At 33.8% G+C, this 24,226-nt stretch carries 23 protein-coding genes; 16 read left to right on the top strand and 7 right to left on the bottom strand.

Annotation, left to right across the window (positions count from 1 at the left end; translation table 11 throughout):
• Positions 1 to 103: 103 nt before the first annotated feature.
• Positions 104 to 1,633, bottom strand: a complete 1,530-nt coding sequence (guaA, locus tag EG814_RS04275; protein ID WP_012024443.1) for a glutamine-hydrolyzing GMP synthase — start codon at positions 1,631 to 1,633, stop codon at positions 104 to 106.
• A 318-nt stretch (positions 1,634 to 1,951) separates the two neighbouring features.
• On the opposite strand from guaA, the gene EG814_RS04270 reads away from it, so the two are divergent.
• Positions 1,952 to 2,479 (top strand): hypothetical protein, encoded by a 528-nt coding sequence (locus EG814_RS04270; protein ID WP_125719270.1) that lies wholly within the window; start codon positions 1,952 to 1,954, stop codon positions 2,477 to 2,479.
• Between the two features lie 93 nt (positions 2,480 to 2,572).
• Here EG814_RS04270 and EG814_RS04265 read toward each other — a convergent pair whose 3' ends face one another.
• Positions 2,573 to 3,247: a hypothetical protein gene (locus tag EG814_RS04265; RefSeq protein WP_235830905.1), complete on the bottom strand. Its 675-nt coding sequence runs from the start codon at positions 3,245 to 3,247 to the stop codon at positions 2,573 to 2,575.
• A 430-nt stretch (positions 3,248 to 3,677) separates the two neighbouring features.
• Between EG814_RS04265 and EG814_RS04260 the strand changes: the two genes are divergently transcribed.
• The 14 genes from EG814_RS04260 to EG814_RS04195 all read left to right on the top strand — a co-directional run bounded on the left by EG814_RS04260 (position 3,678) and on the right by EG814_RS04195 (position 16,785).
• The gene (locus EG814_RS04260) at positions 3,678 to 4,592 is read left to right on the top strand and encodes a DnaJ C-terminal domain-containing protein (protein ID WP_125719266.1); all 915 of its coding nucleotides are present in this window, start codon (positions 3,678 to 3,680) and stop codon (positions 4,590 to 4,592) included.
• Positions 4,589 to 4,894: a chaperone modulator CbpM gene (locus EG814_RS04255; RefSeq protein ID WP_125719264.1), complete on the top strand. Its 306-nt coding sequence runs from the start codon at positions 4,589 to 4,591 to the stop codon at positions 4,892 to 4,894. Before EG814_RS04260 ends, EG814_RS04255 begins: the two co-directional genes overlap by 4 nt.
• Positions 4,895 to 5,045: 151 nt before the next feature.
• On the top strand, positions 5,046 to 5,429 hold the full coding sequence (locus EG814_RS04250; protein ID WP_125719262.1) for a RidA family protein: 384 nt from the start codon (positions 5,046 to 5,048) through the stop codon (positions 5,427 to 5,429).
• A 161-nt stretch (positions 5,430 to 5,590) separates the two neighbouring features.
• Positions 5,591 to 6,847: a voltage-gated chloride channel family protein gene (locus tag EG814_RS04245; protein WP_125719260.1), complete on the top strand. Its 1,257-nt coding sequence runs from the start codon at positions 5,591 to 5,593 to the stop codon at positions 6,845 to 6,847.
• Positions 6,848 to 7,173: 326 nt separating this feature from the next.
• Positions 7,174 to 8,181 carry a DHH family phosphoesterase gene (locus EG814_RS04240; RefSeq protein WP_125719258.1) on the top strand — a complete coding sequence of 336 codons (1,008 nt, stop codon included), beginning with the start codon at positions 7,174 to 7,176 and terminating at the stop codon, positions 8,179 to 8,181.
• Between the two features lie 8 nt (positions 8,182 to 8,189).
• A complete protein-coding gene (gene gldI / locus EG814_RS04235) occupies positions 8,190 to 8,864 on the top strand; it encodes a gliding motility-associated peptidyl-prolyl isomerase GldI (RefSeq protein ID WP_125719256.1) in 675 nt (224 codons plus the stop codon).
• Positions 8,865 to 8,878: 14 nt separating this feature from the next.
• A complete protein-coding gene (locus tag EG814_RS04230) occupies positions 8,879 to 9,955 on the top strand; it encodes a peptidylprolyl isomerase (protein ID WP_125719254.1) in 1,077 nt (358 codons plus the stop codon).
• Positions 9,956 to 9,991: 36 nt separating this feature from the next.
• Positions 9,992 to 11,116 (top strand): peptidylprolyl isomerase, encoded by a 1,125-nt coding sequence (locus tag EG814_RS04225; RefSeq protein ID WP_125719252.1) that lies wholly within the window; start codon positions 9,992 to 9,994, stop codon positions 11,114 to 11,116.
• Between the two features lie 221 nt (positions 11,117 to 11,337).
• Positions 11,338 to 12,237: an EamA family transporter gene (locus EG814_RS04220; protein ID WP_125719250.1), complete on the top strand. Its 900-nt coding sequence runs from the start codon at positions 11,338 to 11,340 to the stop codon at positions 12,235 to 12,237.
• An 88-nt stretch (positions 12,238 to 12,325) separates the two neighbouring features.
• Positions 12,326 to 12,682 (top strand): DoxX family protein, encoded by a 357-nt coding sequence (locus tag EG814_RS04215; RefSeq protein ID WP_125719248.1) that lies wholly within the window; start codon positions 12,326 to 12,328, stop codon positions 12,680 to 12,682.
• A gap of 25 nt (positions 12,683 to 12,707) precedes the next feature.
• Positions 12,708 to 13,427, top strand: a complete 720-nt coding sequence (aqpZ, locus tag EG814_RS04210) for an aquaporin Z (protein ID WP_125719246.1) — start codon at positions 12,708 to 12,710, stop codon at positions 13,425 to 13,427.
• 163 nt (positions 13,428 to 13,590) lie between these two features.
• Positions 13,591 to 14,418 (top strand): sterol desaturase family protein, encoded by an 828-nt coding sequence (locus tag EG814_RS04205; RefSeq protein ID WP_125719244.1) that lies wholly within the window; start codon positions 13,591 to 13,593, stop codon positions 14,416 to 14,418.
• A 121-nt stretch (positions 14,419 to 14,539) separates the two neighbouring features.
• Positions 14,540 to 14,818, top strand: a complete 279-nt coding sequence (locus tag EG814_RS04200; protein WP_125719242.1) for a DUF2805 domain-containing protein — start codon at positions 14,540 to 14,542, stop codon at positions 14,816 to 14,818.
• A 110-nt stretch (positions 14,819 to 14,928) separates the two neighbouring features.
• The gene (locus EG814_RS04195; protein ID WP_125719240.1) at positions 14,929 to 16,785 is read left to right on the top strand and encodes a M61 family metallopeptidase; all 1,857 of its coding nucleotides are present in this window, start codon (positions 14,929 to 14,931) and stop codon (positions 16,783 to 16,785) included.
• Positions 16,786 to 16,974: 189 nt separating this feature from the next.
• Here EG814_RS04195 and EG814_RS04190 read toward each other — a convergent pair whose 3' ends face one another.
• Positions 16,975 to 17,418, bottom strand: a complete 444-nt coding sequence (locus EG814_RS04190) for a hypothetical protein (RefSeq protein WP_125719238.1) — start codon at positions 17,416 to 17,418, stop codon at positions 16,975 to 16,977.
• Between the two features lie 146 nt (positions 17,419 to 17,564).
• Entirely contained in the window at positions 17,565 to 19,889 is a 2,325-nt protein-coding gene (locus tag EG814_RS04185; protein ID WP_125719236.1) for a GH92 family glycosyl hydrolase, read from the bottom strand.
• Positions 19,890 to 20,012: 123 nt separating this feature from the next.
• Between EG814_RS04185 and EG814_RS04180 the strand changes: the two genes are divergently transcribed.
• On the top strand, positions 20,013 to 20,636 hold the full coding sequence (locus tag EG814_RS04180; RefSeq protein WP_125719234.1) for a M949_RS01915 family surface polysaccharide biosynthesis protein: 624 nt from the start codon (positions 20,013 to 20,015) through the stop codon (positions 20,634 to 20,636).
• A gap of 279 nt (positions 20,637 to 20,915) precedes the next feature.
• Here the strand turns inward: EG814_RS04180 and EG814_RS04175 are convergent, their stop codons facing one another.
• The 3 genes from EG814_RS04175 to EG814_RS04165 form a co-directional block, all read right to left on the bottom strand.
• Positions 20,916 to 21,272, bottom strand: a complete 357-nt coding sequence (locus EG814_RS04175) for a hypothetical protein (RefSeq protein ID WP_125719232.1) — start codon at positions 21,270 to 21,272, stop codon at positions 20,916 to 20,918.
• Positions 21,273 to 21,406: 134 nt separating this feature from the next.
• Positions 21,407 to 22,585 (bottom strand): AIR synthase related protein, encoded by a 1,179-nt coding sequence (locus tag EG814_RS04170; protein ID WP_125719230.1) that lies wholly within the window; start codon positions 22,583 to 22,585, stop codon positions 21,407 to 21,409.
• A 154-nt stretch (positions 22,586 to 22,739) separates the two neighbouring features.
• Positions 22,740 to 24,224, bottom strand: coding sequence for a carboxypeptidase regulatory-like domain-containing protein (locus EG814_RS04165; protein WP_125719228.1), 1,485 nt, complete (start codon positions 24,222 to 24,224; stop codon positions 22,740 to 22,742).
• Positions 24,225 to 24,226: the final 2 nt, after the last annotated feature.

Genomic DNA, 24,226 nt, shown 5'->3' with positions numbered 1-24,226 from the left:
ACACTAAAAAGTTTTGCATTCAAAAATTAAAACTGTCATTTGTTTGTAAACAAAAAAATGCCCACCAAAGTGAGCATTTTTATATAATTATAAAGCAGTATTTTTATTCCCACTCAATTGTTGCAGGTGGTTTTGAACTAATATCGTAAACAACACGATTCACACCTTTTACTTTATTAATAATGTCGTTTGACACTTTCATCAAGAAATCGTAAGGTAAGTGAACCCAGTCAGCCGTCATACCGTCTGTAGATTCTACCGCTCTAAGCGCTACTACTTTTTCGTAAGTACGCTCATCACCCATTACACCAACAGAGTTTACAGGAAGCAAAATTGCGCCCGCCTGCCAAACTTTATCGTATAATCCCCAAGATTTTAATCCTTCGATGAAAACAGAATCAACGTCTTGTAAAATTTGAACTTTCTCTGGAGTAATATCTCCTAAAATTCTAATTGATAATCCTGGTCCTGGGAAAGGGTGTCTTCCTAATAATTCTGGGTCTATTCCTAATGTAGCTCCAACTCTTCTTACTTCGTCTTTGAAAAGCATTCTTAGCGGTTCTACAATTTTCAATTTCATATAATCTGGCAATCCACCAACGTTGTGGTGCGATTTGATTGTAGCAGAAGGTCCTTTTACCGAAACAGACTCAATTACGTCTGGGTAAATTGTTCCTTGCGCCAACCATTTTACGTCTTCCAAAAGGTGCGATTCATCATCAAAAACTTCGATAAATACACGCCCGATTGTTTTACGTTTGGTTTCAGGATCGCTGATTCCGGCTAATTCACCAAGAAAACGATCACCAGCATCTACACCTTTTACATTTAATCCCATTCCTTTGTATTGATCTAACACATTTTGGAATTCGTTTTTACGTAAAAGTCCGTTGTTTACGAAGATGCAATATAAATTTTGTCCGATTGCTTTATTTAATAAAACTGCTGCTACAGTAGAATCTACTCCACCAGAAAGACCAAGAACTACTTTATCGTTTCCTAGTTTTTCTTTCAATTCTGCTACCATTTCGTCAACGAAAGCATTTGGAGTAAAGTTTTGAGGAACTTCAGCAATTTTCACTAAGAAGTTTTCCAACATCTTTTTCCCGTCAGTTGAATGATACACTTCTGGATGATATTGGATTGCATACGTAGTTTCGCCTTCAATTTTGTAAGCTGCATATTCTACATCATGTGTACTTGCCAATTTCACCGCATTTGTTGGTAAAGCTTTGATACTGTCACTATGAGACATCCAAACCTGGCTATTTTCTGAAACTCCTTCAAAGAAAGTTTCGCCTTCTTTAATATAAGATAAATTTGCTCTACCGTATTCTCTTGTGTTTGAAGCAGCTACTTCTCCACCACTAAAGTGTGCTAAATATTGTGCTCCGTAACAAACAGCAAGTAAAGGCATTTTACCTCTAATTTGCGATAAATCAGGATGTGGCGCGTCTTCTCCACGAACAGAGAAAGGGCTTCCTCCTAAAATTACGGCTTTATAACTTGATAAATCACTTGGAATGTGATTGTAAGGAAAAATTTCGCAGAATATATTTAATTCGCGAACTCTACGCGCAATAAGCTGAGTATATTGCGATCCGAAATCTAAAATAAGTACGTTGTGTTGCATGCGCAAAAATACTTTTTATATTCGAAAAGTAAAAATCGGAAGTATGAAAAAAATTTTTTTTTTTCATACTTCCGATTTTAGGTTCAAAGTGACAAAGTAACAAAGGTTCAGAGGTAAAATTAAAAGGCATTAACCTTTGTCACTTTGAGCCTTTGTAACTTTGTCACTCTAAAGAAATCCATTTTCTAAAAAACTTCGTAATTAGGAAAAACAATTTTAATTAACCCTAAAAATCAAAGTTTCATTTTTCATTTTTCATTTTTCACTTTGTCACTTTGCAACTTTGTAACTTTGTAACTTTGTAACTAAAAATCAAACATGAAATCAAAACTCATTGCCCTGACAGCTTTTCTTTCAGTCTTTTTTTCTTCTTGTAATGCTGTCGATGAATTATTGACTTTTACAATTTCGAATAATGCTTCGATTAAAATTCAAAGCACTTCGCCAATCAATCTGCCCTCAGAGATTATTACACCAGAAGTTACAACCAATTCTTCGGCTGAATTTGAAAACAATAAAACAAAAGCTAGTTTAGTAAAAGATGTAAAAATCAGATCGCTGAAATTATCGATTATAGATCCTTTAGATAAGACTTTTACATTTTTAAAATCGATTCATCTTTATATTTCTACAGCCAATTCAGAAGAAATTGAATTAGCTTATCAAGACAATATTAATGTCTCAAGCAACACAATCGATTTAATTTGCACCGATAATAGATTGGACGAATATATTAAAGCGGATAGCTACAAAATAAGAACTAAAGTGACTTTGAAAGAGACTTTAACTAAAGATGTAACGGTAAAAGCAGAAATGAAGTTTAAAGTTACTGCGGATCCATTTTAGTCTAAGGTACTAAGGTACTAAGGTGCTAAGCTACTGAGTTGCTAAGAAAAAACTTAGAACCTTAGAAGCTTAGCATCTTAGTAGCTTTTAAAATCACTCTTTCGTTACGACAATAGACGCCTTAAAACCTGCGGCAAGATTATCCCAGTAATCATTTGTAACGAGATTGCCTTTATCGTCATAGACTTGTATTTCTGCGGTATTTCCTCCTAAAGTACCTATATTTAAGGCTTCGAAATCTAATTTATTAAAACCTTGGGCAAGATTAATTTTTACTTGCTGAAAATTAGAATCTAATAAAATTCTATCGCGAATTACAGCATCATTTGACGATACTTTTACTAAATCACCGTCGATAGCGCCAAAGTCTCGGAACTTCACTATAAAAAATTCAGATTTCGTTTTAAAATCACCTAGCGAAATATTTCTCTTTACCAAAACACCACGGCCTTCTCTCAATCCGGCATCTTTCAAAGATTTATCCAAATCTTTTTCCATTTTTGCTACGTATCGATCTCCTGGATTAGCAAAATCTGTTTCGGTAGACATGGTAAATGTGCTTTTCTCCTCTCCAATCTGAAATTTTGATTTTGGAGTTATCGTTGTGTTTTCAAAAACGTTTGGAGTTTTTATACTTGGAATATCGAGACTATTTGCCTGCGGATCTTTTACGTCAGGAATTGGAGTCTTTTTAGGCTTTGCAGTAAACTTCCCCCCAGGAATAGTCTTGAATTTAGAATTAAATTCGACTTGGGCTGACACTGACATTGCAGTAAAAAACAATATGAAAAATAAAATGTGCTTCATTGAAAAAAGTATTATCGAAATCGGCTTTTATAATTAATTTAACCAAAAGTCCTCCTTCACAAAAATAGTATAATTTAATTAGGCTTCACAACTTTAGGAGTTTTATAACATATAATTAAGCTAATTTTTGGAATCAAAAAACCTGCCAAAAGATGGTTTTCTGCGAAAAATTAAATTCCAAATTTTAAATTCCAAAATCCAAAACTGAATATTCTATTTGGTGTTGAAAATCAAATTTGCATTCGCCTATATTTAAACTAAAAAAAATCAGTTTTTATCTGCGTTTTGCATTAGCAAATCCGTCTCATCTGCGTTCTATTCCAACATTTTGAAAATCAGCAGATTTTTCTTAACTTCAAGGCTTTAATTCGCATTTATAAAATCATACAAAATGGATTATATAGATTATTACAAAGTACTAGATGTAACGAAATCTGCAACTGAAGCAGATATCAAAAAAGCATATAGAAAACTGGCTAGAAAATATCATCCCGATTTGAACCCGAATGATAAAGAAGCCGAAAAAAAATTTAAAGAAATTAATGAGGCAAACGAAGTTTTAAGCAATCCGGAAAACCGAAAAAAATACGACAAATACGGAAAAGACTGGAAACATGCCGACGAATTTGAAAAAGCCGGTTACGATCCGAATCAGCAACAAAACAGACAAAGCGGTTCGCAATATTCTGGAGGCGATTTCTCTGGTTTTGGTGGAGATTTTTCTGGAAGCGATTTTTCAGAATTCTTCAATTCGATGTATGGTAGCGGAAGAAGCAGATCACAATCCAAATATAGAGGTCAGGATTTTAATGCCGAACTAGAACTAGATCTTAAATCTGCTTATACTACGCACAAACAAAATTTAACGGTTAACGGAAAAAACATCCGAATTACGATTCCAGCTGGTGTTGAAAACGGACAGATTATAAAAATTCCAAATCATGGCGGACCTGGTGTAAACGGCGGCCCAAACGGCGATTTGTATATTACTTTTAATATCTCGAATAATTCCGATTTTAAGCGTGAAGGAAATAATTTGTATGCCGATGCTCCAATTGATTTATACACGGCTGTTTTAGGCGGAGAAACCTACATCAATACTTTTGATGGAAAAGTAAAAATTAAAGTCCCAGCAGAAACTCAGCCTGGAACTAAGGTAAAATTGAAAGGAAAAGGATTTCCTGTTTATAAAAAAGAAAATCAGTTTGGCGATTTGTACATCGCGTACACCATAAAAATTCCAACGAATCTGTCGGACAAAGAAAAAGAGTTATTTGAAGAATTAGCAAAACTAAGAAAGTCATGAAAAACAGAAATTTAATCCAGATAAAACAGTTTTGTTTGTACCACGAAATTGAAAATACTTTTATAACCGAACTTCACAATTTTGGTTTGATTCATATTATTGCAGAAGAAAATGACGAATTTCTAGAACCCGAACAATTGCCAACGATAGAAAAAATGATTCGTATGCATTATGATCTCAAAATTAATCTCGAAGGAATCGACGCCATTGCAAATCTTTTGAATAAAATTGAAGTCTTACAGCAAAACTTAAATACGGTACAGAATAAGCTTCGCCTTTACGAAGAAAAACATTCCGAATAACAAATTAATATCACAAAAAAGCTTGAATTTCTGAATTGATTTCAAGCTTTTTTTAATCCCTTTCAGCAGCATAATTCTTAAATTGCAGCATCTTAATTAACCTGAATTTGCTTTTTAAAACCATATAGACAAATTCGCAAAAATTATAAAAATGAAAAGAGAAAACATCTTAACCGGATCTCCGTGGGAAGACAAAATGGGATATTGCCGAGCGGTACGAATTGGCAACATCGTTGAAGTTTCTGGAACTGTAGCCATTGTTGACGGCGATAAAGTAAAAGCTGATGACGCTTATGCGCAAACCTATAATATTTTGGAGCGAGTTGAAAAAGTTTTAGAAGATTTAAATGTTGGGATGAAAGATGTTATTAGAACTAGAATTTTCACTACTGATGTTTCTACTTTTGAAGAAGTGGCAAGAGCGCATTCTGCTTTTTTTAAAGATATAAAACCAACAACAGGATTTTATGAAATTAGTAAGCTGGTTGCTCCAGAATACTTGGTTGAAATAGAATTTACTGCTGTTGTTCAGTAATTTTTTTTTTGCCACGAACTTCACGAATTGCACTAATTTTTTCTTTTTTGCCACAGATTAAAAGAATTTTAAAAGATTTCTTTTTTTTATTTTTAAAATTAAAACATATTAATTCGTGAAAATTGGTGAAATTCGTGGCAAACTATTTTTAGCAATCCTAAATGACTTCCCTAAATCCAAAACAATTGCTGCTCGATATTCCTAAATGGATTATTATTTGTGCATTGATAGGATTTCTTTCTGGCTCGGCTTCTGCGTTTTTCTTAATTTCTTTAGATTGGGTTACGCAATTTAGGATTCAGCATGAATGGATTGTCTGGCTCTTGCCTTTCGGCGGATTTCTGGTTGGTTTGAGTTATTATTATTGGGGAGAATCTGTTGTAAAAGGAAACAATCTTTTACTGGAAGAATACGAAAATCCTAAAAAAGTTATTCCGTTTAAAATGGCGCCTTTAGTTCTTTTAGGTACTTTGCTGACTCATTTATTTGGTGGATCGGCGGGCCGTGAAGGAACTGCGGTACAAATGGGAGGTGCAATTGCAGATCAGTTTACAAAGCTTTTTAAATTGGATAATGCACAACGCAGAATTTTAATCATTCTCGGAATCAGCGCAGGTTTTGCTTCTGTTTTCGGAACTCCTTTGGCTGGTGCAATTTTCGCTTTGGAAGTTTTGTATTTCAGTAAAATCAATTTTAAAAGTATTGTACTTTCTTTTCTAGTCGCATATTGCGCTTATTTTACTGTAGAATTTTGGAAAATAAAACACACACATTATAGTATTCCAATAATTCCAGAACTCAATTTAAACAACGTTTTTTATACCATTATTGTAGGTCTTCTTTCTGGATTTGCTGCTTTATTATTTTCGCGTAGCACTCACTTTTGGGGTTCGCTTTTTTCAAAAAACATTAAATATCCTCCGCTTCGTCCTGTAATTGGCGGAGTTGTTTTAGCGATTGCCATTGCTGGTTTAGGTTTTACTAAATTCGCTGGTTTGGGCGTTCCCGTTATTGTCGATTCCTTTTCAAATCCGAATCCGTGGTACGATTTTCTGCTTAAAATATTATTTACCGGATTTACTTTAGGAGCTGGTTTTAAAGGTGGAGAAGTGACTCCTTTATTTTTTGTTGGCGCGACTTTAGGCAGCGCTTTGTCTACTGTCATTCCAATGCCGATTGCTCTTTTAGCTGGAATCGGATTTGTGGCCGTTTTCTCTGGCGCGACCCACACTCCTATTGCCTGTACCGTTATGGGAATGGAATTATTCGGAATTGCTCCTGGAATCTTTATCGCAATTGCCTGTATCATTGCGTATTTTTCTTCTGGTTCGGTTGGAATTTACAAATCTCAAATTGTCAAAGGTGCGAAGCACAAGTTATATCAGAAATTTTATAAAAAAGAACTTCAGGATTTATAAAAAATAAAAATCCAAATTTTAAATTCCAATATTTTATTTCGAAGCTTCAGCAGCAAATTCCAATATTTTTAAATTCCAAATTCCAATTAATATATGTGTTTCGTTCCTACGGAACTCAAACAAAAAAAATCCGCGTAAATCAGTGTTTTCGCTTAGCGAATCTGTGTCATCTGCATGCTAATTACATACAACAATTCAAAACCCAAATTCCATAATAGAACTGAACACTAAACAATCTGAACACTGATTACTTAAAAAATCTGACCACTAACGACTGAGATAAAAATATTTTCAGCATTACATTAAAAACTGTAAATTCGCACACTATGAAAATACAAGATATTCAAGCGATTCAATCATTACTCGCTACCCCGAAGAAAATTGTCATAATTCCACACAGAGGACCAGATGGCGACGCGATGGGATCTACGCTGGGTTTATACCATTTTTTAATAAAAAACAATCATCAGGCAACAGTAATTGCACCGAATGATTTCCCTAATTTTTTAGCTTGGCTTCCAGGATCTGAAACTGTAAAAATATTCGAAAAAGAAACTGAAATCTGTACGCAGCTTTTAGAAGAAGCTGAAATTATTTTTACGCTTGATTTTAATGCTTTTCATCGTACAGGAGAAATGATGGAGAATGCTTTAGCAAAACTGAATGCTACTTTTATCATGATCGATCATCATCAAAAACCTGATGATTACGCAGCATACACTTATTCAGACACTTCATACGGATCGACTTGTGAAATGGTTTACAACTTTATCACTTTCTTAAATAAAAAAGAAGATATCGATAAAGACATTGCAACTTGCATCTACACGGGAATTCTAACTGATTCTGGTTCGTTTCGTTTTCCAGGAACAACAGGAAATACGCATAGAATCATAGCAGAATTAATTGATTTAGGAGTAGAAAATACGCAGATTCCTGTTTTACTTTTCGATAATAGTTCTTTCAGCAGATTGCAGCTATTAGGTCGCGCTTTGCAAAATATGAAGATCCTCGAAGATCATAAAACTTCGTATATGACGTTAACACAAGATGAGCTAGATTCTTTTAATTACGTTAAAGGTGATACCGAAGGAATTGTTAATTATGGTTTAAGTATAAAAGATATTGTTTTTACTGCTATTTTTATCGAAAATAAAGAAGAAGGCATTATCAAAATTTCTTTCCGTTCGCAAGGAGGATTTGATGTAAATCAGTTTGCTCGAGATCATTTTAACGGCGGCGGACATAGTAATGCTGCTGGAGGAAGATCGGAAGTTTCGATGGAAGAGACAGTGAATAAATTTGAAGATTTAGTAAAAAAACTAAAATTATAGTCCAAATCATGAATTACCTAAAACTTAGCATTTACACTTTGCTTTTTGCTGTTTTATCAATCAGCTGTAAGCATCCTGAAGAAGCCAGAAGACCAATCTCTAGTGCTTCGGGAACATTCATGAAGAAATCGGCTGACCGAAACAAGAAATTAGTGGCAAATGAAGAAGATGTCATCAAAAGAATAATAAAAAGCAATCCGAAAGTAAAGTACTATGCCACTCCAAAAGGTTATTGGTTCTACTATGAAGAAAAAAATGCAGCCGAAACTTTAGCTCCAAGAAAAGGTGATATCGCCTACTTTAACATGGAAGTAAAAGATATTAAAGGCAATGTTATTTACTCTGAATCTGATCTTGGTCCGCAAACCTATTATGTCGACAAACAAGACATTATGATGGGACTTCGTGACGGAATTAAAAGAATGCACAAGAATGAAACCGTTACCTTTTTATTTCCATCGCACATGGCATACGGCTATCATGGAGATAACAAAAAAATTGGAACAAACGAATCTTTAATCGTAACGGTAACGCTTAGAAATTTTGTTCCAGATCCAGCTGCACCAACTGCAAAACCTGCAGCGCAGCCATCACAAGCTGTTACACCAAAATCTACCGTTACACCAAAACCTGCTGTTGCAAAACCTGCAGCACCAGCTAAAAAAGACACATTAACTCAATAAAACAATATCTTAAAATGAAAAAGAGTATTTTATTATTACTAATAGCCGTAAGCTCATTTTATTCTTGTAAAAACGATCACAGTAATCTGCCAGATGGTTTATATGCCGATATCGAAACTAACAAAGGTCATATCATTGTAGAACTTGATTACAAAAAAGCGCCTATTACAGTTGCCAACTTTGTAACACTTGCCGAAGGTAAAAATGAATTTGTTATGCATCAAAACCTAAAAAATAAACCTTTTTTTGATGGTTTAAAATTTCATAGAGTTATCGAAAGTTTTATGATTCAGACTGGAGATCCATTAGGAACGGGTTCTGGAGATACTGGCTATAAATTTAAAGATGAATTCTCAGACTTAAAATTTGATAAAGCTGGAGTTTTAGCTATGGCAAATAACGGACCTGGAACCAATAGCAGCCAATTTTTCATTACGCATGTTGAAACTCCTTGGTTGGACGGAAAACATACTATTTTTGGTCATGTTGTAGACGCAAAAGATCAAGAAGTAGTAAACAAGGTAGTGCAAGGCGACAATATTGTTTCTGTAAAAATCATTAGAAATGGTGAAGCTGCTAAGAAATTTGATGCTGTAAAAGTATTCCACGATTATTTTGCTGACATCGCCAAAGAACAAATTAAATATGCCGGTGTTCAAAAAGATAAATTAGCTTTTTATGCGGCACAAAAAGCTAAAGCTACTAAAACCAATAGTGGTTTAGAATTTGTAGTTACAGAAAAAGGATCTGGAAAAAAACCTGCAATTGGAACTCAAGTTTATATTCACTATGCTGGATTCTTAGAAGACGGGACATTATTTGATACAAGTATTGAAGACGTAGCAAAACAATTTGGAAAATTTGACGAACAGCGATCAGCCGCTAAGGGATATCAGCCAATTCCGTTTACAGCAGGAAAAAAAGACGGTTTAATTCCTGGTTTTATCGAAGGAATCGAGCAGCTTTCTTTTGGAGATAAAGCCGTTTTATTTATTCCTTCTCACTTAGCATACGGAGAAACTGGCGCAGGAGGTGTAATTCCGCCAAATGCGAATATCATTTTTGAGATTCAGTTATTAGAAAAACCGTAATTAAAAGATTAATCATAGACTTAAATTTAAATAGTAATGAAGTTTAAATTTCTTTTTTTATTCTGCCTAGCAGTAATAAATATTCAAGCACAAACTAAAAAACCTGCCACAAAACCAGCAGCTAAACCTACAAGTAAAGCAGCTGTTGCGGCTAATCCTGGCGACGGAATTTTTGCAACAATCTCTACTACAAAAGGAGATATCGTTTTATCACTAGAATATGTAAAAGCTCCTGTTACTGTAGCCAATTTTATCACTTTGGCAGAAGGCACAAACCCTAATGTAAAGGCGACTTATAAAGGAAAACCTTTTTATAATGGATTAAAATTCCATAGAGTAATTAATGACTTTATGATTCAGGGTGGAGATCCAGACGGAAATGGTTCTGGAGGTCCAGGATACTCTTTTAAAGATGAATTTGTAGACGATTTAAAATTTGAAAAAGGCGGTGTTTTGGCAATGGCAAATTCTGGTCCGGCAACAAACGGAAGTCAATTTTTTATTACACACAAAGACACTCCTTGGTTAAACGGAAAGCATACTATTTTTGGTCATGTGGTTTCTGGAATGGATAATGTGAATAAAATTGTTCAAGATGATGTAATGACAAAAATTGTGATTACTCGCAAAGGTGCTGCAGCAAAGAAATTTGATCCTTTAAAAGTTTTAAGCGACGACGTAAAAAAAGAGGCTGCAAAAAAAGAAGAAGCTAAAAAAGTAGTGACTGCTAAAGCGGCTTATTTTAAAGACTTAAAAGCAAAAGCGACAGCAACTGCTACAGGTTTAAAGTATGTTGTTATACAAAAAGGAACTGGCGTTAAAGGTGCTGAAGGCTCTACAATCTATTTCCATTATGCTGGATATTTTGAAGACGGAACTTTATTTGACAGCAGCATGGCTCCAGTAGTAAAAGTATACGGAAAATATGATGCCAACAGAGATGCTCAAGGCGGCTACAAAGCTTTTCCTTTTACAGTTGGTAAAAAAGAAGGAATGATTCCTGGTTTTATTGAAGCGCTAGATATGATGACAGATGGAGAAAAAGCAACTTTCTTCTTGCCTTCTAATTTAGCTTATGGCGAAAAAGGTGCTGGCGGTGTAATTCCTCCAAATTCAACTTTGATTTTTGAAATTGAAACCTACCAAAATCAGCCTAAATAATTAATAGATAGAACCATTTGTTCTTTACTAACAAAAAGCCATCAGAATTATTTTTGATGGCTTTTCTCTTTTTCGGTATTTTCATTTTTTAAATAATTCCCAATTCAAGACTTCAAAATTGATTTTTATTGTCATTAAATTACTATTTTCAACATAGTACGATGAAATCCTAAACAAAATAACTTACCTTTGCCGGCTAATTTTTTTTAAACAGATAATTTATGACGTCGCAAAATAATGTATTAAAGGGTGTTTTTCTTGTTGCCTTGGGAGCAACTACTTACGGAATGCTAGCTACTTTTGTAAAAATGGCTTACACAGAAGGATACACAACTGCAGAGGTAACGACTTCACAATTTATTTACGGGATTCTAGGCATTCTTTTAATCAATCTTTTTCAGCGTATTAAAAATAAAAATAGTGCTGTAAAAGCATCTCCTAAAAATATCTTCAATTTAATGCTTGCGGGAACTTCATTAGGAATGACGAGCTTATTTTATTATCTGGCTGTAAAGTACATACCCGTTTCTATCGGAATCGTTTTATTGATGCAAACTGTTTGGATGGGAGTTTTGCTTGAAATGATTTTAGAAAAAAAACTTCCTTCTAAACAAAAAGTCATTGCGGTATGCATCGTGCTTTTTGGAACTGTTTTAGCTACTAATATTATCAATAATGACATCGAATTAGATTGGAGAGGTCTTCTTTGGGGAATGCTTGCGGCAGCTTCTTTTACTACAACTATGTTTACTGCCAATAGTGTTGCTACGGAAATTTCATCAGCACAGAGAAGTCTTTACATGCTTTTGGGTGGTGCAGTTATTGTTTTTTCATTTGCTTTTGCAACTCAGGTAACGGCTTTCAATCTAGAGATATTCTTAAAATGGGGAATTGTATTGTCTTTGTTTGGAACTATTATTCCGCCCCTTTTAATGACTGCAGGTTTTCCGCTAACGGGAATCGGATTAGGCAGCATTGTTTCTGCACTTGAACTGCCCGTTTCTGTGATGATGGCCTATATTTTACTAAATGAAAAAGTAATCTTTTCTCAATGGGTTGGTATTGTACTTATTATATTAGCCATAATTATTATGAATGTAAATTTCAAGCGTAAAAGATAACCTTAAACAAGCATTATTTAAAAAAATAAGATCTGTAATGCAATAATTGTTAATTTTTTTATAATTTCGTGATAAACAACGATTTATCATGATTCTACCTTGGCATTTGTATTTAATGGCTTCTTTATATATTCTTGCCGGAATAAATCATTTTAGAAAACCTGGAATGTACATAAAAATCATTCCACCCGCATTTAAAAACCCCAAATTAATAAATTTTTTAAGTGGTGCCGCCGAGATTATTTTAGGCATCTTTCTAATCCTGCCTTTTACAACACATTTTGCTGCCTGGGGAATAATAATGCTATTAATTGCTGTCTTCCCTGCCAATTTGTACATGTTTCAAAATAAAAAAGCAGGTTTTGGTTTACCAAGATGGATTTTATTTGTACGTTTGCCCTTACAAATTGTTTTAATTTATTGGGCTTTCCAATATACATTCTAACATTAACCATTTAAATTATTTTATTATGAAAAAATTATTTGCAGAGTTCTTCGGAACTTATTGGCTTGTTTTTGGTGGATGCGGAAGCGCTATTTTTGCTGCAGGTATTCCAAATTTAGGAATTGGGTTTGCGGGTGTTGCTCTTGCTTTTGGTTTAACAGTTCTTACGATGGCATATGCCGTTGGTCATATTTCGGGCGGACATTTTAATCCGGCTGTATCTTTTGGTTTATGGGCCGGCGGAAGGTTTTCTGCCAAAGATCTTCTTCCGTACATCATTGCACAATGTGTAGGTGCTATAGCTGCGGCTGGAACGTTATATACAATTGCTTCTGGAAAAGCTGGTTTTGGTATTGACAATACAAAAGCTGGAGCTTTTGCATCTAACGGCTTCGGTGCCTTTTCTCCTGATGGTTATTCGCTACAAGCCTGTTTTATAGCTGAATTTGTACTTACATTATTCTTTATACTAATAATTTTAGGAGCAACAGATAAATTGTCAAATACTCCTTTCTGTGGTATTGCAATCGGTTTAGGGCTAACTTTAATTCATTTAATTAGTATTCCAATTACAAATACTTCTGTTAACCCAGCGAGATCTTTATCTCAGGCTATTTTTGTAGGTGGACAACCACTTTCTCAGGTTTGGTTGTTTTGGGTCGCTCCTATTCTTGGTGCCGTTGTAGCAGGTTTACTTTATAAAACTTTACTGCAGAACAATACGAAAACTGAAGAGCAATCTTAAAATATTATCCTATAAAAAAAGCAGAAAATTATAATTTTCTGCTTTTTTTATTTTACCATCAAACAAAAAGTACAAAACACAACCAGTTACATTAAAAAATTATCAAAAATAAAATTACAGTTTTATCAATTTAATTAAATTTGAATCAAAACTCTGTAATATTATGAATGATATCATTTCTTATTTCAGTACAATTCCCTCGTCACATAGAAGCTTAATACTTGTTGGCGGTATCACTATTTTCTGGCTCATCGAAAACAGTTTTCCATTATTTAAAATGCAGTACAGAAAATGGCCTCATGCTGGAATAAATTTCTTTTTTACGTTTACTACAATTGTCGTCAATTTTATTTTAGCCTTTATTTTAATACGAACTGCCGCTTGGGCTGTCGATCATAATTTCGGAATTCTGCAATGGCTTCCGCAAATGCCTATTTGGCTTTATACCATTCTTGGCTTACTGCTTTTGGATTTAATTGGAGCTTATTTGGCTCATTTAGTAGAACACAAAGTAAAAATTCTGTGGCAGTTTCATTTAGTGCATCACACCGACACTTGGATTGATACTACAACAGCAAACAGACATCATCCAGGAGAAAGTGTTGTGCGTTTTGCTTTTACCACTTTGGGCGTATTGATTGTTGGAACTCCAATGTGGATGGTTTTTCTTTATCAGTCGTTATCGGTTATTGCTTCACAATTTAATCACGCTAATATTTCACTTCCAGAAAAACTGGATCGCTTTTTAAGTTACTTTATTGTTTCTCCGAATATGCATAAAGTACATCATCATTATGTTATGCCTTATACAGATAGCAATTATGGAAATATTTTTTCTATTTGGGACAGGCTTTTTGGCACCTTTACTTATTTACCCAAAGAACAGCTGGTATATGGTGTAGATACTCACATGTTGCCTGAAGAAAACAATCAATTAAAGAATCTATTAAAAATTCCATTTCAAAAATCAAGATCCTTCAAAAACAACTAAAATCATTAAAAAAATTGCACTTTACTGAACCAACGTATTATTTTTTTTTATAATATTGATACTAGAATTGAAAATCAATCTATTAATCATTAACACCCTATTTTGAATTAATTTTCACGAGATGAAAAAGAGTAGCCGCAAAGAATTAACTTGGGAACAAACTGAAAAACTTGTTTCGTTAGCTTTAGAAGAAAGAAATCCATTTGAAATTATAAAAAAAGAATTTGGATTAGCAGAGAAAGAAGTCTTGGAAATCATGAAAAAGAAAATGCCTCTTGAAAAATTTGAGATGTGGAAAAAGAAGGCAGTTGCAAACAAACCAAAACCAAAACCAGTAAAAATAGATGATTTTGATGAAGATTTGGATGGAAAATATTATATCAAAAATAAATTAGACTAATATAAAGCTCCTGTTTTTCAGGAGTTTTTTTTTATCTTTAAATTTAATGTGATTTTTTAGTAACTTTTTAATGCTTTTTGTGACAAATACAATTAACTAAACATATACAAATGAAAAAAATACTTTACACCTTAGCTCTAGCGGTGACTTTTTGGAGCTGTAAAACAGGGAGCACGGGGACCGCAAAAAGCAATATAGTTGAAGTTAATATCAATTTAACCGATGTTAAAGACGATAAGGTTTTAGTAACCGTTACTCCTCCTGCTATCAAAACAGAGGAAATTGTGTACAGCATTCCTAAAACCGTTCCAGGTACATATTCAACAGATAATTACGGAAAATTTTCAGAAGACTTTAAAGCATTTGATGCCAAAGGAAATTTGCTTACGGTAAAAAGATTAGACGATAATTCTTGGTCTATTTCGAACGCAAAAGCCTTAAAAAAAATCACTTACTTGGTAAATGATAGTTTTGATACTGAAAAAGGAACTGGATTTGGAAATGATGACGTTTTTTCTCCAGCAGGAACAAACATCGATGCCGGAAAAAATTTCATGGTTAATACACATGGATTTGTAGGGTATTTTCAAGACAAATTAGATATTCCGTACAAAGTTACCATTACGCATCCTGAGACACTTTGGGGCGCTACTTCTATGACAGATCAAGATGCAAGCAATACATCTGACACTTTTACAACTTCTCGTTATGCTGTTTTGGTAGAAAACCCAATTATGTATTCGAAACCAGATTACACTACTTTTAATGTAAACGGAATGGATATCTTAATTGCTGTGTACTCTCCTACTGGAAAATATACTGCTGAAAGTATTACTCCAGAAATGAAAACCATGATGACAGCACAGAAAAACTTTTTAGGAAAGATAAACTCTACTAAAAAATATACAGTGCTTTTATACTTGTCAAGCATGGCAAAAGACGATGCACACGGTTTTGGAGCTTTAGAACACCCAACTGCTACCACAGTAGTTTTACCAGAATCTATGCCTAAAGAAAAATTGGTTGAATCTATGAAAGATGTGGTTTCTCACGAATTTTTTCATATTGTAACGCCATTAACTATTCACTCAAAAGAAATTCAGTTTTTTGATTACAACGCGCCAAAAATGTCTGAGCATTTATGGATGTATGAAGGTGTAACCGAATATTTTGCTAATCTTTTCCAAATTAATCAAGGTTTGATTGACGAAGCAGAATTCTATACTCGTATTGCTGATAAAATTGAGCAGGCAAAAGGTCTAAATGATACGATGTCATTTACGGTAATGAGTAAAAATGTATTAGAACAGCCTTATAAAGACCAATATTTAAATGTGTACCAAAAAGGTGCTTTAATTGGAATGTGCATTGATATTATCATTAGAGAAAAAAGTAATGGCGAAAGAGGAATTTTGGATCTAATGCATAAATTATCTGATGAATACGGAGTTGAAAAACCATTTAATGACAACGAATTATTTGCAAAAATTACTTCGTTAACGTATCCTGAAGTTGGTGAATTTTTAAATAAATATGTTGCAGGAACTACTCCAATTCCTTACGATTTCTACTTAGCTAAAGTTGGTGTAACAAAAGCAATGGAGAAAAAAGCTGGAAATCCGTTTATTAAAGGACAAACTCCTAATATTACTATTGACAAAGCAACAAAAGAAATTGCTGTTCGTCCTGAATCGGAATCAATTGAATTCTTTAAAAGCCTGAATTTAAAAGGTGGAGATAAAATCTTAGCGGTAAACAACAAATCATACAACTTAGATAACATTTACGATTTGATCACAGAAAGTGAAAATTGGAAAGAAAACGATCCAATTACTTTAAAAGTTAAACGTGGCACTAAAGAAGAAACTGTAAAAGGAACTGTAAAATTACCATACGAAGAAGCTGAAACTTTTAAAGCTACAGATGCTTCAAAAGAGAAACTTAAAAATGCATGGTTAAAAGGATAATTTCTTTTTAAAACGTAAAAAAACCGACAAGTGATTGTCGGTTTTTTTTACGTTTTATCTTTGGTAAAGTGATTCTCATTTTTGTCATCCTGAGGAACGAAGGATCGCACCAGAAATTCCTCAAAGGATATCAAAAAATCTTTCAATCAGCTAGTGTGATCCTTCTTTCCTCAGGATGACAAACTATACTTATTTCTTCACAGGAAATTTCCAGTCAAATTCATCTTTACTGTTGATGATAGCTCCAATTTCAAACTTCACAACCTCATCAAATTCTGTTTGAAGGATAAACCAATTGTCTTCGTTGAAGTAATTTTCGAAAGTATCAAAAGTTTCCTGATTGTATTTTGTAATTCCTTTTGCAGCGAAATCTTTCTTTACATCAGCAATTTTTCTTCCGATTAATTTGAATCCGAAAACTTCTAGATCATTGCTAGATGCTACAATGTAACCCAATTTCAAATCTTCTTCTTGGTAGAATGTCAATCTTGCTTTCAATGCATTGTAAACAAAAATAACATTGTCGTCTTCGTCTTTATAGTTTTTATCAGGTTTTCCTAAAGCAGCGGTTACGTCGTTCTGCTTCATTCCGAAAAGCAGTTTATCAATTCCTGATTTTAGATTTATTTTCATATTTCGTTTCTTTATTTAGAGTGCAAATTTCGCTTTTTTTTCGCCACGAATTTCACAAATTTCTCGAATTTTGAAGAAGTCCTAAGTTTTTAGTCCCTAGTCCTTAGCTGTTAAATCTAAGGACTAGGGACTAAGACTTTTTTTTACTATTTTCTAGGTTTACTGCTCATATAAAAGGTAATTTTCCCTCCATTCATAACATCTTCATGTTTTAAGAATGGTTTAGAAAGTTCTTTTCCATTTAAAATCACTTTGGAAACAAAGACATTTTTATCCGATTGGTTCACTGTTGCAACTTCAAAAGTTTTCCCGTTTTCTAAATTTAAAACAGCGCTCTTCAATAGCGGACTTCCCAATGCGTATTCGTCAGAACCTGGAGCGACTGGATAAAATCCTAAACTGCTGAAAATATACCAAGCGCTCATTTGGCCGAAATCGTCATTTCCGCCTAAACCATCAGCTCCATTTCGGTACATTTTTTTCAAAATCATTCTAATTTTATCTTGCGATTTCCACGGAGAATCTGTCCAATTGTATAAATAAACTACGTGATGCGATGGCTCGTTTCCGTGAACATAATTTCCGATAATTCCGTCTCTGGTAATATCTTCTGTGTTTTCAAAATATTTATCAGGAAGATGCATGTTAAATAACGAATCTAAACGAACTTTGAATTTTTCATTTCCACCCATTAAATTAATCATACTAACAGGATCTTGTGGAATATATAAACTGTAGTTCCAAGAGTTTCCTTCAATAAAACCTTGTCCGTGCGTATCTAACGGATCAAATTCTTTCTTAAAAGTTCCGTCATTCAATTTCGGACGCATGAAACCTGTTTTCTCATCATACACATTTTTATAATTTTTCGATCTATTGATGAATTCATTATAAATGTCAGTTTTTCCTAATTTCTTTGCGGCTTGTGCAATTGTCCAGTCATCATAAGCGTATTCTAAGGTTTTTGAAACCGAAGCGCCACTTTTATCTTCTGGAACATAACCTTTATTCATATAATATTCTAAGCCATCGTAATAAGGAACTTTTGCGGTATTTACGCAGGCCTGAAGCGCTTTTTCTGCATCAAAAGAAATATTGCCCTTTACAATGGCATCTGCCACAACAGAAACAGAATGATAACCGATCATGCACCAGTTTTCGTTGGCATAATGTGACCAAATTGGCAGCATTTTATGAACGCTCTGATCTGAATGAGCGAGCATAGAACTTACCATATCGGCGTTTCGTTTTGGCTGTACGATATTAAATAATGGATGCAAAGCACGATATGTATCCCAAAGCGAGTAACTGGTATAATTGGTAAAGTTTTCTGCTCTATGAACATTCATATCCAAACCTTTATAATTTCGATCCAAATCCATGTATTCTGTCGGACCTAGAAAGGCATGATACATTGCGGTGTAAAAGTTTACCAAATCTTCTTTTTGAATGATTTCGATCTGAATTTTATTCAATTCCTTATTCCAAACTTCCTGACTTTGTTTTTTTACTTTTTCGAAATCCCAGTCCGGAGTTTCTTTTTTCATATTTTCTAAAGCTCCCGCTGAACTTACCGGCGATAAAGCCATTTTTATTTTAATTTTTTCGCCTTCATTGGTATCAAAATCAAAGAACAGTTTTAAGTTTTGTCCTGCCATTTCAGGGAAATTTTTCGTTTGATCGAATCTCCCCCAAAAACCTCTGTAAACACTTTTTTCTTGTGCAGCTTGTCCGTAACTTTTAATCGGTTTATTGAATGACATCGCAAAATAAACTGTTCTGGTTCTCGCCCATCCATTGGTCTGACGGTAACCTGTTATTAAAGTATCGTTTTCTACACGAACAAATGTCCATACATTCTTTTTATCGTAATTGTAAATTCCTGAAGTTAGATCTAGAATAATATGCGCCTCATTAGATTTTGGAAAAGTGTATTGATGCATTCCCACGCGGGTTGTTGCCGTCAATTCTGCTTTAATTTTATGATCTTCCAATAAAACATTGTAATAAGCGGGTTCTGCTTTTTCCGTAGAATGTGAAAATGCCGATCTATAACCTGACAACGGTTTTGATGCTACACCTGGATTCAATTGCAGTTTTCCTGTCGTCGGCATAATTAAGAAATCGCCTAAATCGGAATGTCCCGTTCCGCTAAAATGGGTATGACTGAATCCTACAATAGTTTTATCTTCATATTGATATCCTGCACAATATTTGTAAACTTCTCCGTTGTATTTTCCGTTTAAACTGTAAGCTATCGTGTCGGTTTCTGGACTTAATTGCACACTTCCAAAAGGCACTGTTGCACCAGGATACGTATGCCCCATTTTTGCTGTTCCAATCATTGGATCGACATATTGGATTAAATTCTTAAGCGAATTTCCCTTTTTCTGAGCACTTATATTTGTTGAAAAAACAAGTGCTAAAAATCCATAAACAATAATAAAAACAGATTTGTGTAAAATATTCATTGGCAATTTTTCAAATAATTAATAGTTCAGAAAATTACAACAAAAACTGTTTTTAAAAAACATAAAATTGCAATGCTTTTAAAAGGTTTTAAATATCTTTGATTTATAAAATTCAGGCCTTTCATGAAAAATTACTTTTTTTTAATACTCTCTTTGTCTTCATCATTCCTCTTTTCTCAAAAAACAGAAAGCCATCGATTAACTAAACAGGAAATTGCACAACGTGAACTTGAAGGCGTAACTGATTTTCCAATTTACAGAGCATTTGAATTCAGTGATAAAGGCGGTGTATATAATTTAGTTTTAGGAGAAAATCAGAAAATAATTTCTAAAAAAGACACTTTAAATACCAAAATACAAGCTGTTTGTGTGATAAATGACCATGGCGGATTTTTGGAAAAATGGAGAATTAATGATTTATTAGAAGATTATAACCCGAAGGAAACTACTATTTGGTTTTGGACAAAATATTGCAGTACAAAAGATCTTGATAACGACGGCTATATTGATCCTGTAATCGTTTATGGAACAAAAACAGAATATGATGAAATAAGACGCGTAAAAATTATTACGGTTTATAAAAATAAAAAATACGTGATTCGTGCTGCCGAATGTGTGTTAGACGATTGCAGAAGTTTTAAAAAAGATCAGAATTGGAATACGCTTCCGCAGAAAATAAAAACGTATGTAGATCAATTGGTTATCAAACTCAGAAAAGAACAAGATTTGATTTTGAAGGATGGATAGGGTTAAATTTCAATAAAAAAATTCCAAATTCCAATTAAAAGTTCCGTAGGAACGGATAATATTAAAACTGGAAAAAATGGGTCGAGCCGCTGGCTCTTTTTTCATTTGGGTATTTTATATAAAAAACCGGATTAAAATCCGGTCCTACAATATTTCCCGAGCCTCTGGATCTTTCTGAATGAATAAATTAGGATTTCGTTTCACCAAACTTTAAACTTTAAACTTTAAACTTTAAACTTTAAACTTTAAACTTCAAACGTGAAACTTTAAACAAAAAATTTATTCACTCATTTCATCATAACGTTCTGGAACCTGCGGATCGTAAAGTGGCAGTTTAAACTCTTCCATAACATCTACCAATTTATTCATGGTTTTGCCTTCTGTTCCGTAGCAGTCTATTTTGATGCTTTGTGGTGTAGTAATAACTTGAAATGCTCCTTTTCCTTTTGGATTTTTCCAGCTGTTTTCATCGATTCTTTCCCAGTCTGAAAAAACAGAATTAATTCTGTTTACGATTACTTCAGTTTGAAGAACAGCAAGACCTTCTACTTCTTCTTTTTCAAGAAGAGCTTCATAAACTTCCTGATTGTTAAGGTAAATTTCGTCTAGATATCTCCAAAAAAGTAATTCGTACATAATCGTTGTGTTTTTTTTTAAAACCATATAAGTTATATAAATAAATTTTAGTTTAAGCGCGTTTAACTTAAGTTCAATTAAGCTGCGTATAGTTTTAAAATGAACTTATATAACTTATACGGTTCACAATATTTTTAATATTCAAATGTTCCGTATTCGCTTGTAATGGTAAGTTTTTTAGCGTCTGATGCTTCTACTCTACCTACGATTTGTGCGTCTACATGGAAAGATTTTGAGATTTCAATGATATCCTGTGCTATATTTTCTGGAACATACAGCTCCATTCTGTGACCGCAGTTGAAAACCTGATACATTTCTTTCCAATCTGTTTTTGATTGTTCTTGAATTAATTCGAACAATGGCGGCACTGGAAATAAATTGTCTTTTATAACGTGTAAATCTTTTACGAAATGTAAAATTTTAGTTTGTGCTCCGCCGCTGCAATGTACCATTCCGTGAATGTCTTTTGGAGTATATTTATCTAAAATCTTTTTGATAATTGGCGCGTAAGTTCTTGTTGGAGAAAGAACTAATTGCCCAGCGTTGATAGGGCTGTTTTCTACCTCATCGGTTAAATTTACTTGTCCTGAATAAATTAATTCTTCTGGAACTGCTGCATCATAACTTTCTGGATATTTTTTAGCTAAATATTTTCCGAAAACATCATGACGTGCAGATGTTAATCCGTTGCTTCCCATTCCTCCGTTATAGCCTTTTTCATAAGAAGCCTGTCCAAAAGAAGCTAAACCAACAATTACATCTCCAGCTTTAATATTAGCGTTGTCTACAACATTTGAACGTTTCATACGTGCCGTTACAGTTGAGTCTACAATAATGGTACGAACGACGTCTCCAACATCAGCAGTTTCTCCTCCTGTTGAGTGAATCGTTACGCCAAAAGATTTTAATTCGTTGATTAATTCTTCGGTTCCATTAATGATTGCAGAAATAACTTCGGCTGGAATTAAATTTTTATTTCTTCCAATGGTCGAAGAAAGTAAGATATTGTCTGTTGCACCCACACACAATAAATCGTCAATATTCATGATTAAGGCATCTTGAGCGATTCCTTTCCAAACTGAAAGATCTCCAGTTTCTTTCCAATACATATAGGCCAAAGACGACTTTGTACCTGCTCCATCAGCATGCATAATAAGGCAGTGTTCCTCATCTTGGGTCAAATAATCAGGAACAATTTTACAGAATGCCTGCGGAAATAAACCTTTGTCAATATTTTTTATAGCGTTATGTACGTCTTCTTTTGATGCCGAAACACCTCTTTGTGCATATCTTTTGCTAGAATCTGAACTCATGAAAATTAGTTTGTGTTGATGTGGTGCAAAGATAATCCCTTTTTTTAATTCTTTGCCTTATTCGATTATTTGATTGATAAAAAAAATCGGCAGAAGTTTATCTCCTGCCGATCTTCTCAAATAAAATTGGTTATGAAGCTTTGGCTTGCTGTTTTTATTCCCAATCAGGCATTGAAGCTCCTGAAAATAATGTCGTTCTAGAGTCTTTAATTCCAATTCCAGATTTTAGAAAATTTTTAGTTGAGAGCCCATCGTTAGAGGTATTCATAAAAATCAATTCGGCCTCATTTGGAGAGTAACGAACATCTAAGTCGTTTGTTCCTGATATTTTTTCTGTGGCTATTTCGTATGAATTTCCTAAAACAAAATTATATTCAAATATTCTAGAATCTAATTGGCGGTAATTACTGTTTTCAAATCCTGATACATCTCTTGTATAAACTAATTTTAAGCCTGAGACTGAAAAATTTAAGCCACTCACTGCGCCAGGCAACGCTGCTAAAATTTGTGTTTGTACAACTCCAGACGGATTTATAACATAAATTTCTACACCATATCCGTTTATATCGTTTACTTTGAGTGCTATTTTACTTCCGTCGGCACTCCAATCGCATTCAGAAATAAATTTACCATTTGGAGTTTGGAATATCTTAGCAACTCCGCTTCCATCACTTTTTATTCGATACAATTTATCAAAATTCGGATAAATAAATTCGCTTCCAGAAGCATTCCAAGAATAGCTTAAATAATCTGCATTAAAGCCTGCAATCGGAATAGAACCTGTAACTTTCTTTATATCTGATCCGTCAAAATTCATGGTGTAAATATCATTTTTAGAACCGTTTGTTCCTATAAATGCAATTTTTCGAGCGTTATTATTTCGTCTCGGACGCCAGTAGTTTTTCTCAGAACTTGTTAATTGGTATTGTTTACCGGCATCGTCTGCTGTAAAAATCACATTATTTCCATTTATATTTTTTACAAATAAATATCGTGTCGACGGGAAAGCTACGGTTGTAAATGAACTTATCGCACTCAAAACAGGTGTGTTTATTCCGTCACTTACAGAAACCTGCCAATAATATTTTGCCCCATATATAAGGTTTGTAAGCGCCAGTTTTTTTTCTTTTATATCTGCAAAAACTGCTACAACACTATTTTTATCATTTCTCAGATTGATGGTATAGGTCATAGCATCATTATCAGGATCGGTTACAGTCCAAGCTAATTCTACATTTACTGGCTGGCTTGTGCTATTGTCTACTGGCGCAGTTAACGCTGGAACTGTTGGAGGTTTGTTATTTACTGTCGATTTGCTTAATTCAAATACAATCTCAGAGGTATTATTTGCTGTAACACTAACTGCTTCAAATTTTGCTACAAAACCTTCTTTTTGAGCTTGAAAAGAATATTCTCCGACTTTTATATTTGAAACTGTAAATTTTCCTTCAGCATTTGTAAAAACGGTACTTGTTGTCGGACTTGATACTATTTTGACATTTTCCATTGGTTCAAATGTATCACTATTGACTACTTTTCCTGTCACTGTTCCAAATTCAGATTCACCAATTTTTTCTTCGCTGCAGGAAATCAAAACCACCAAAAAAATTGCACTTATTATTTTGTATAAATACTTCATGA

Origin of the sequence: Flavobacterium ustbae (assembly GCF_003946915.1) — a bacterium.
Lineage (GTDB): Bacteria > Bacteroidota > Bacteroidia > Flavobacteriales > Flavobacteriaceae > Flavobacterium > Flavobacterium ustbae.
Note: the sequence above shows the minus strand (reverse complement) of the source record. Positions and strands in the feature narration are given on the sequence as shown.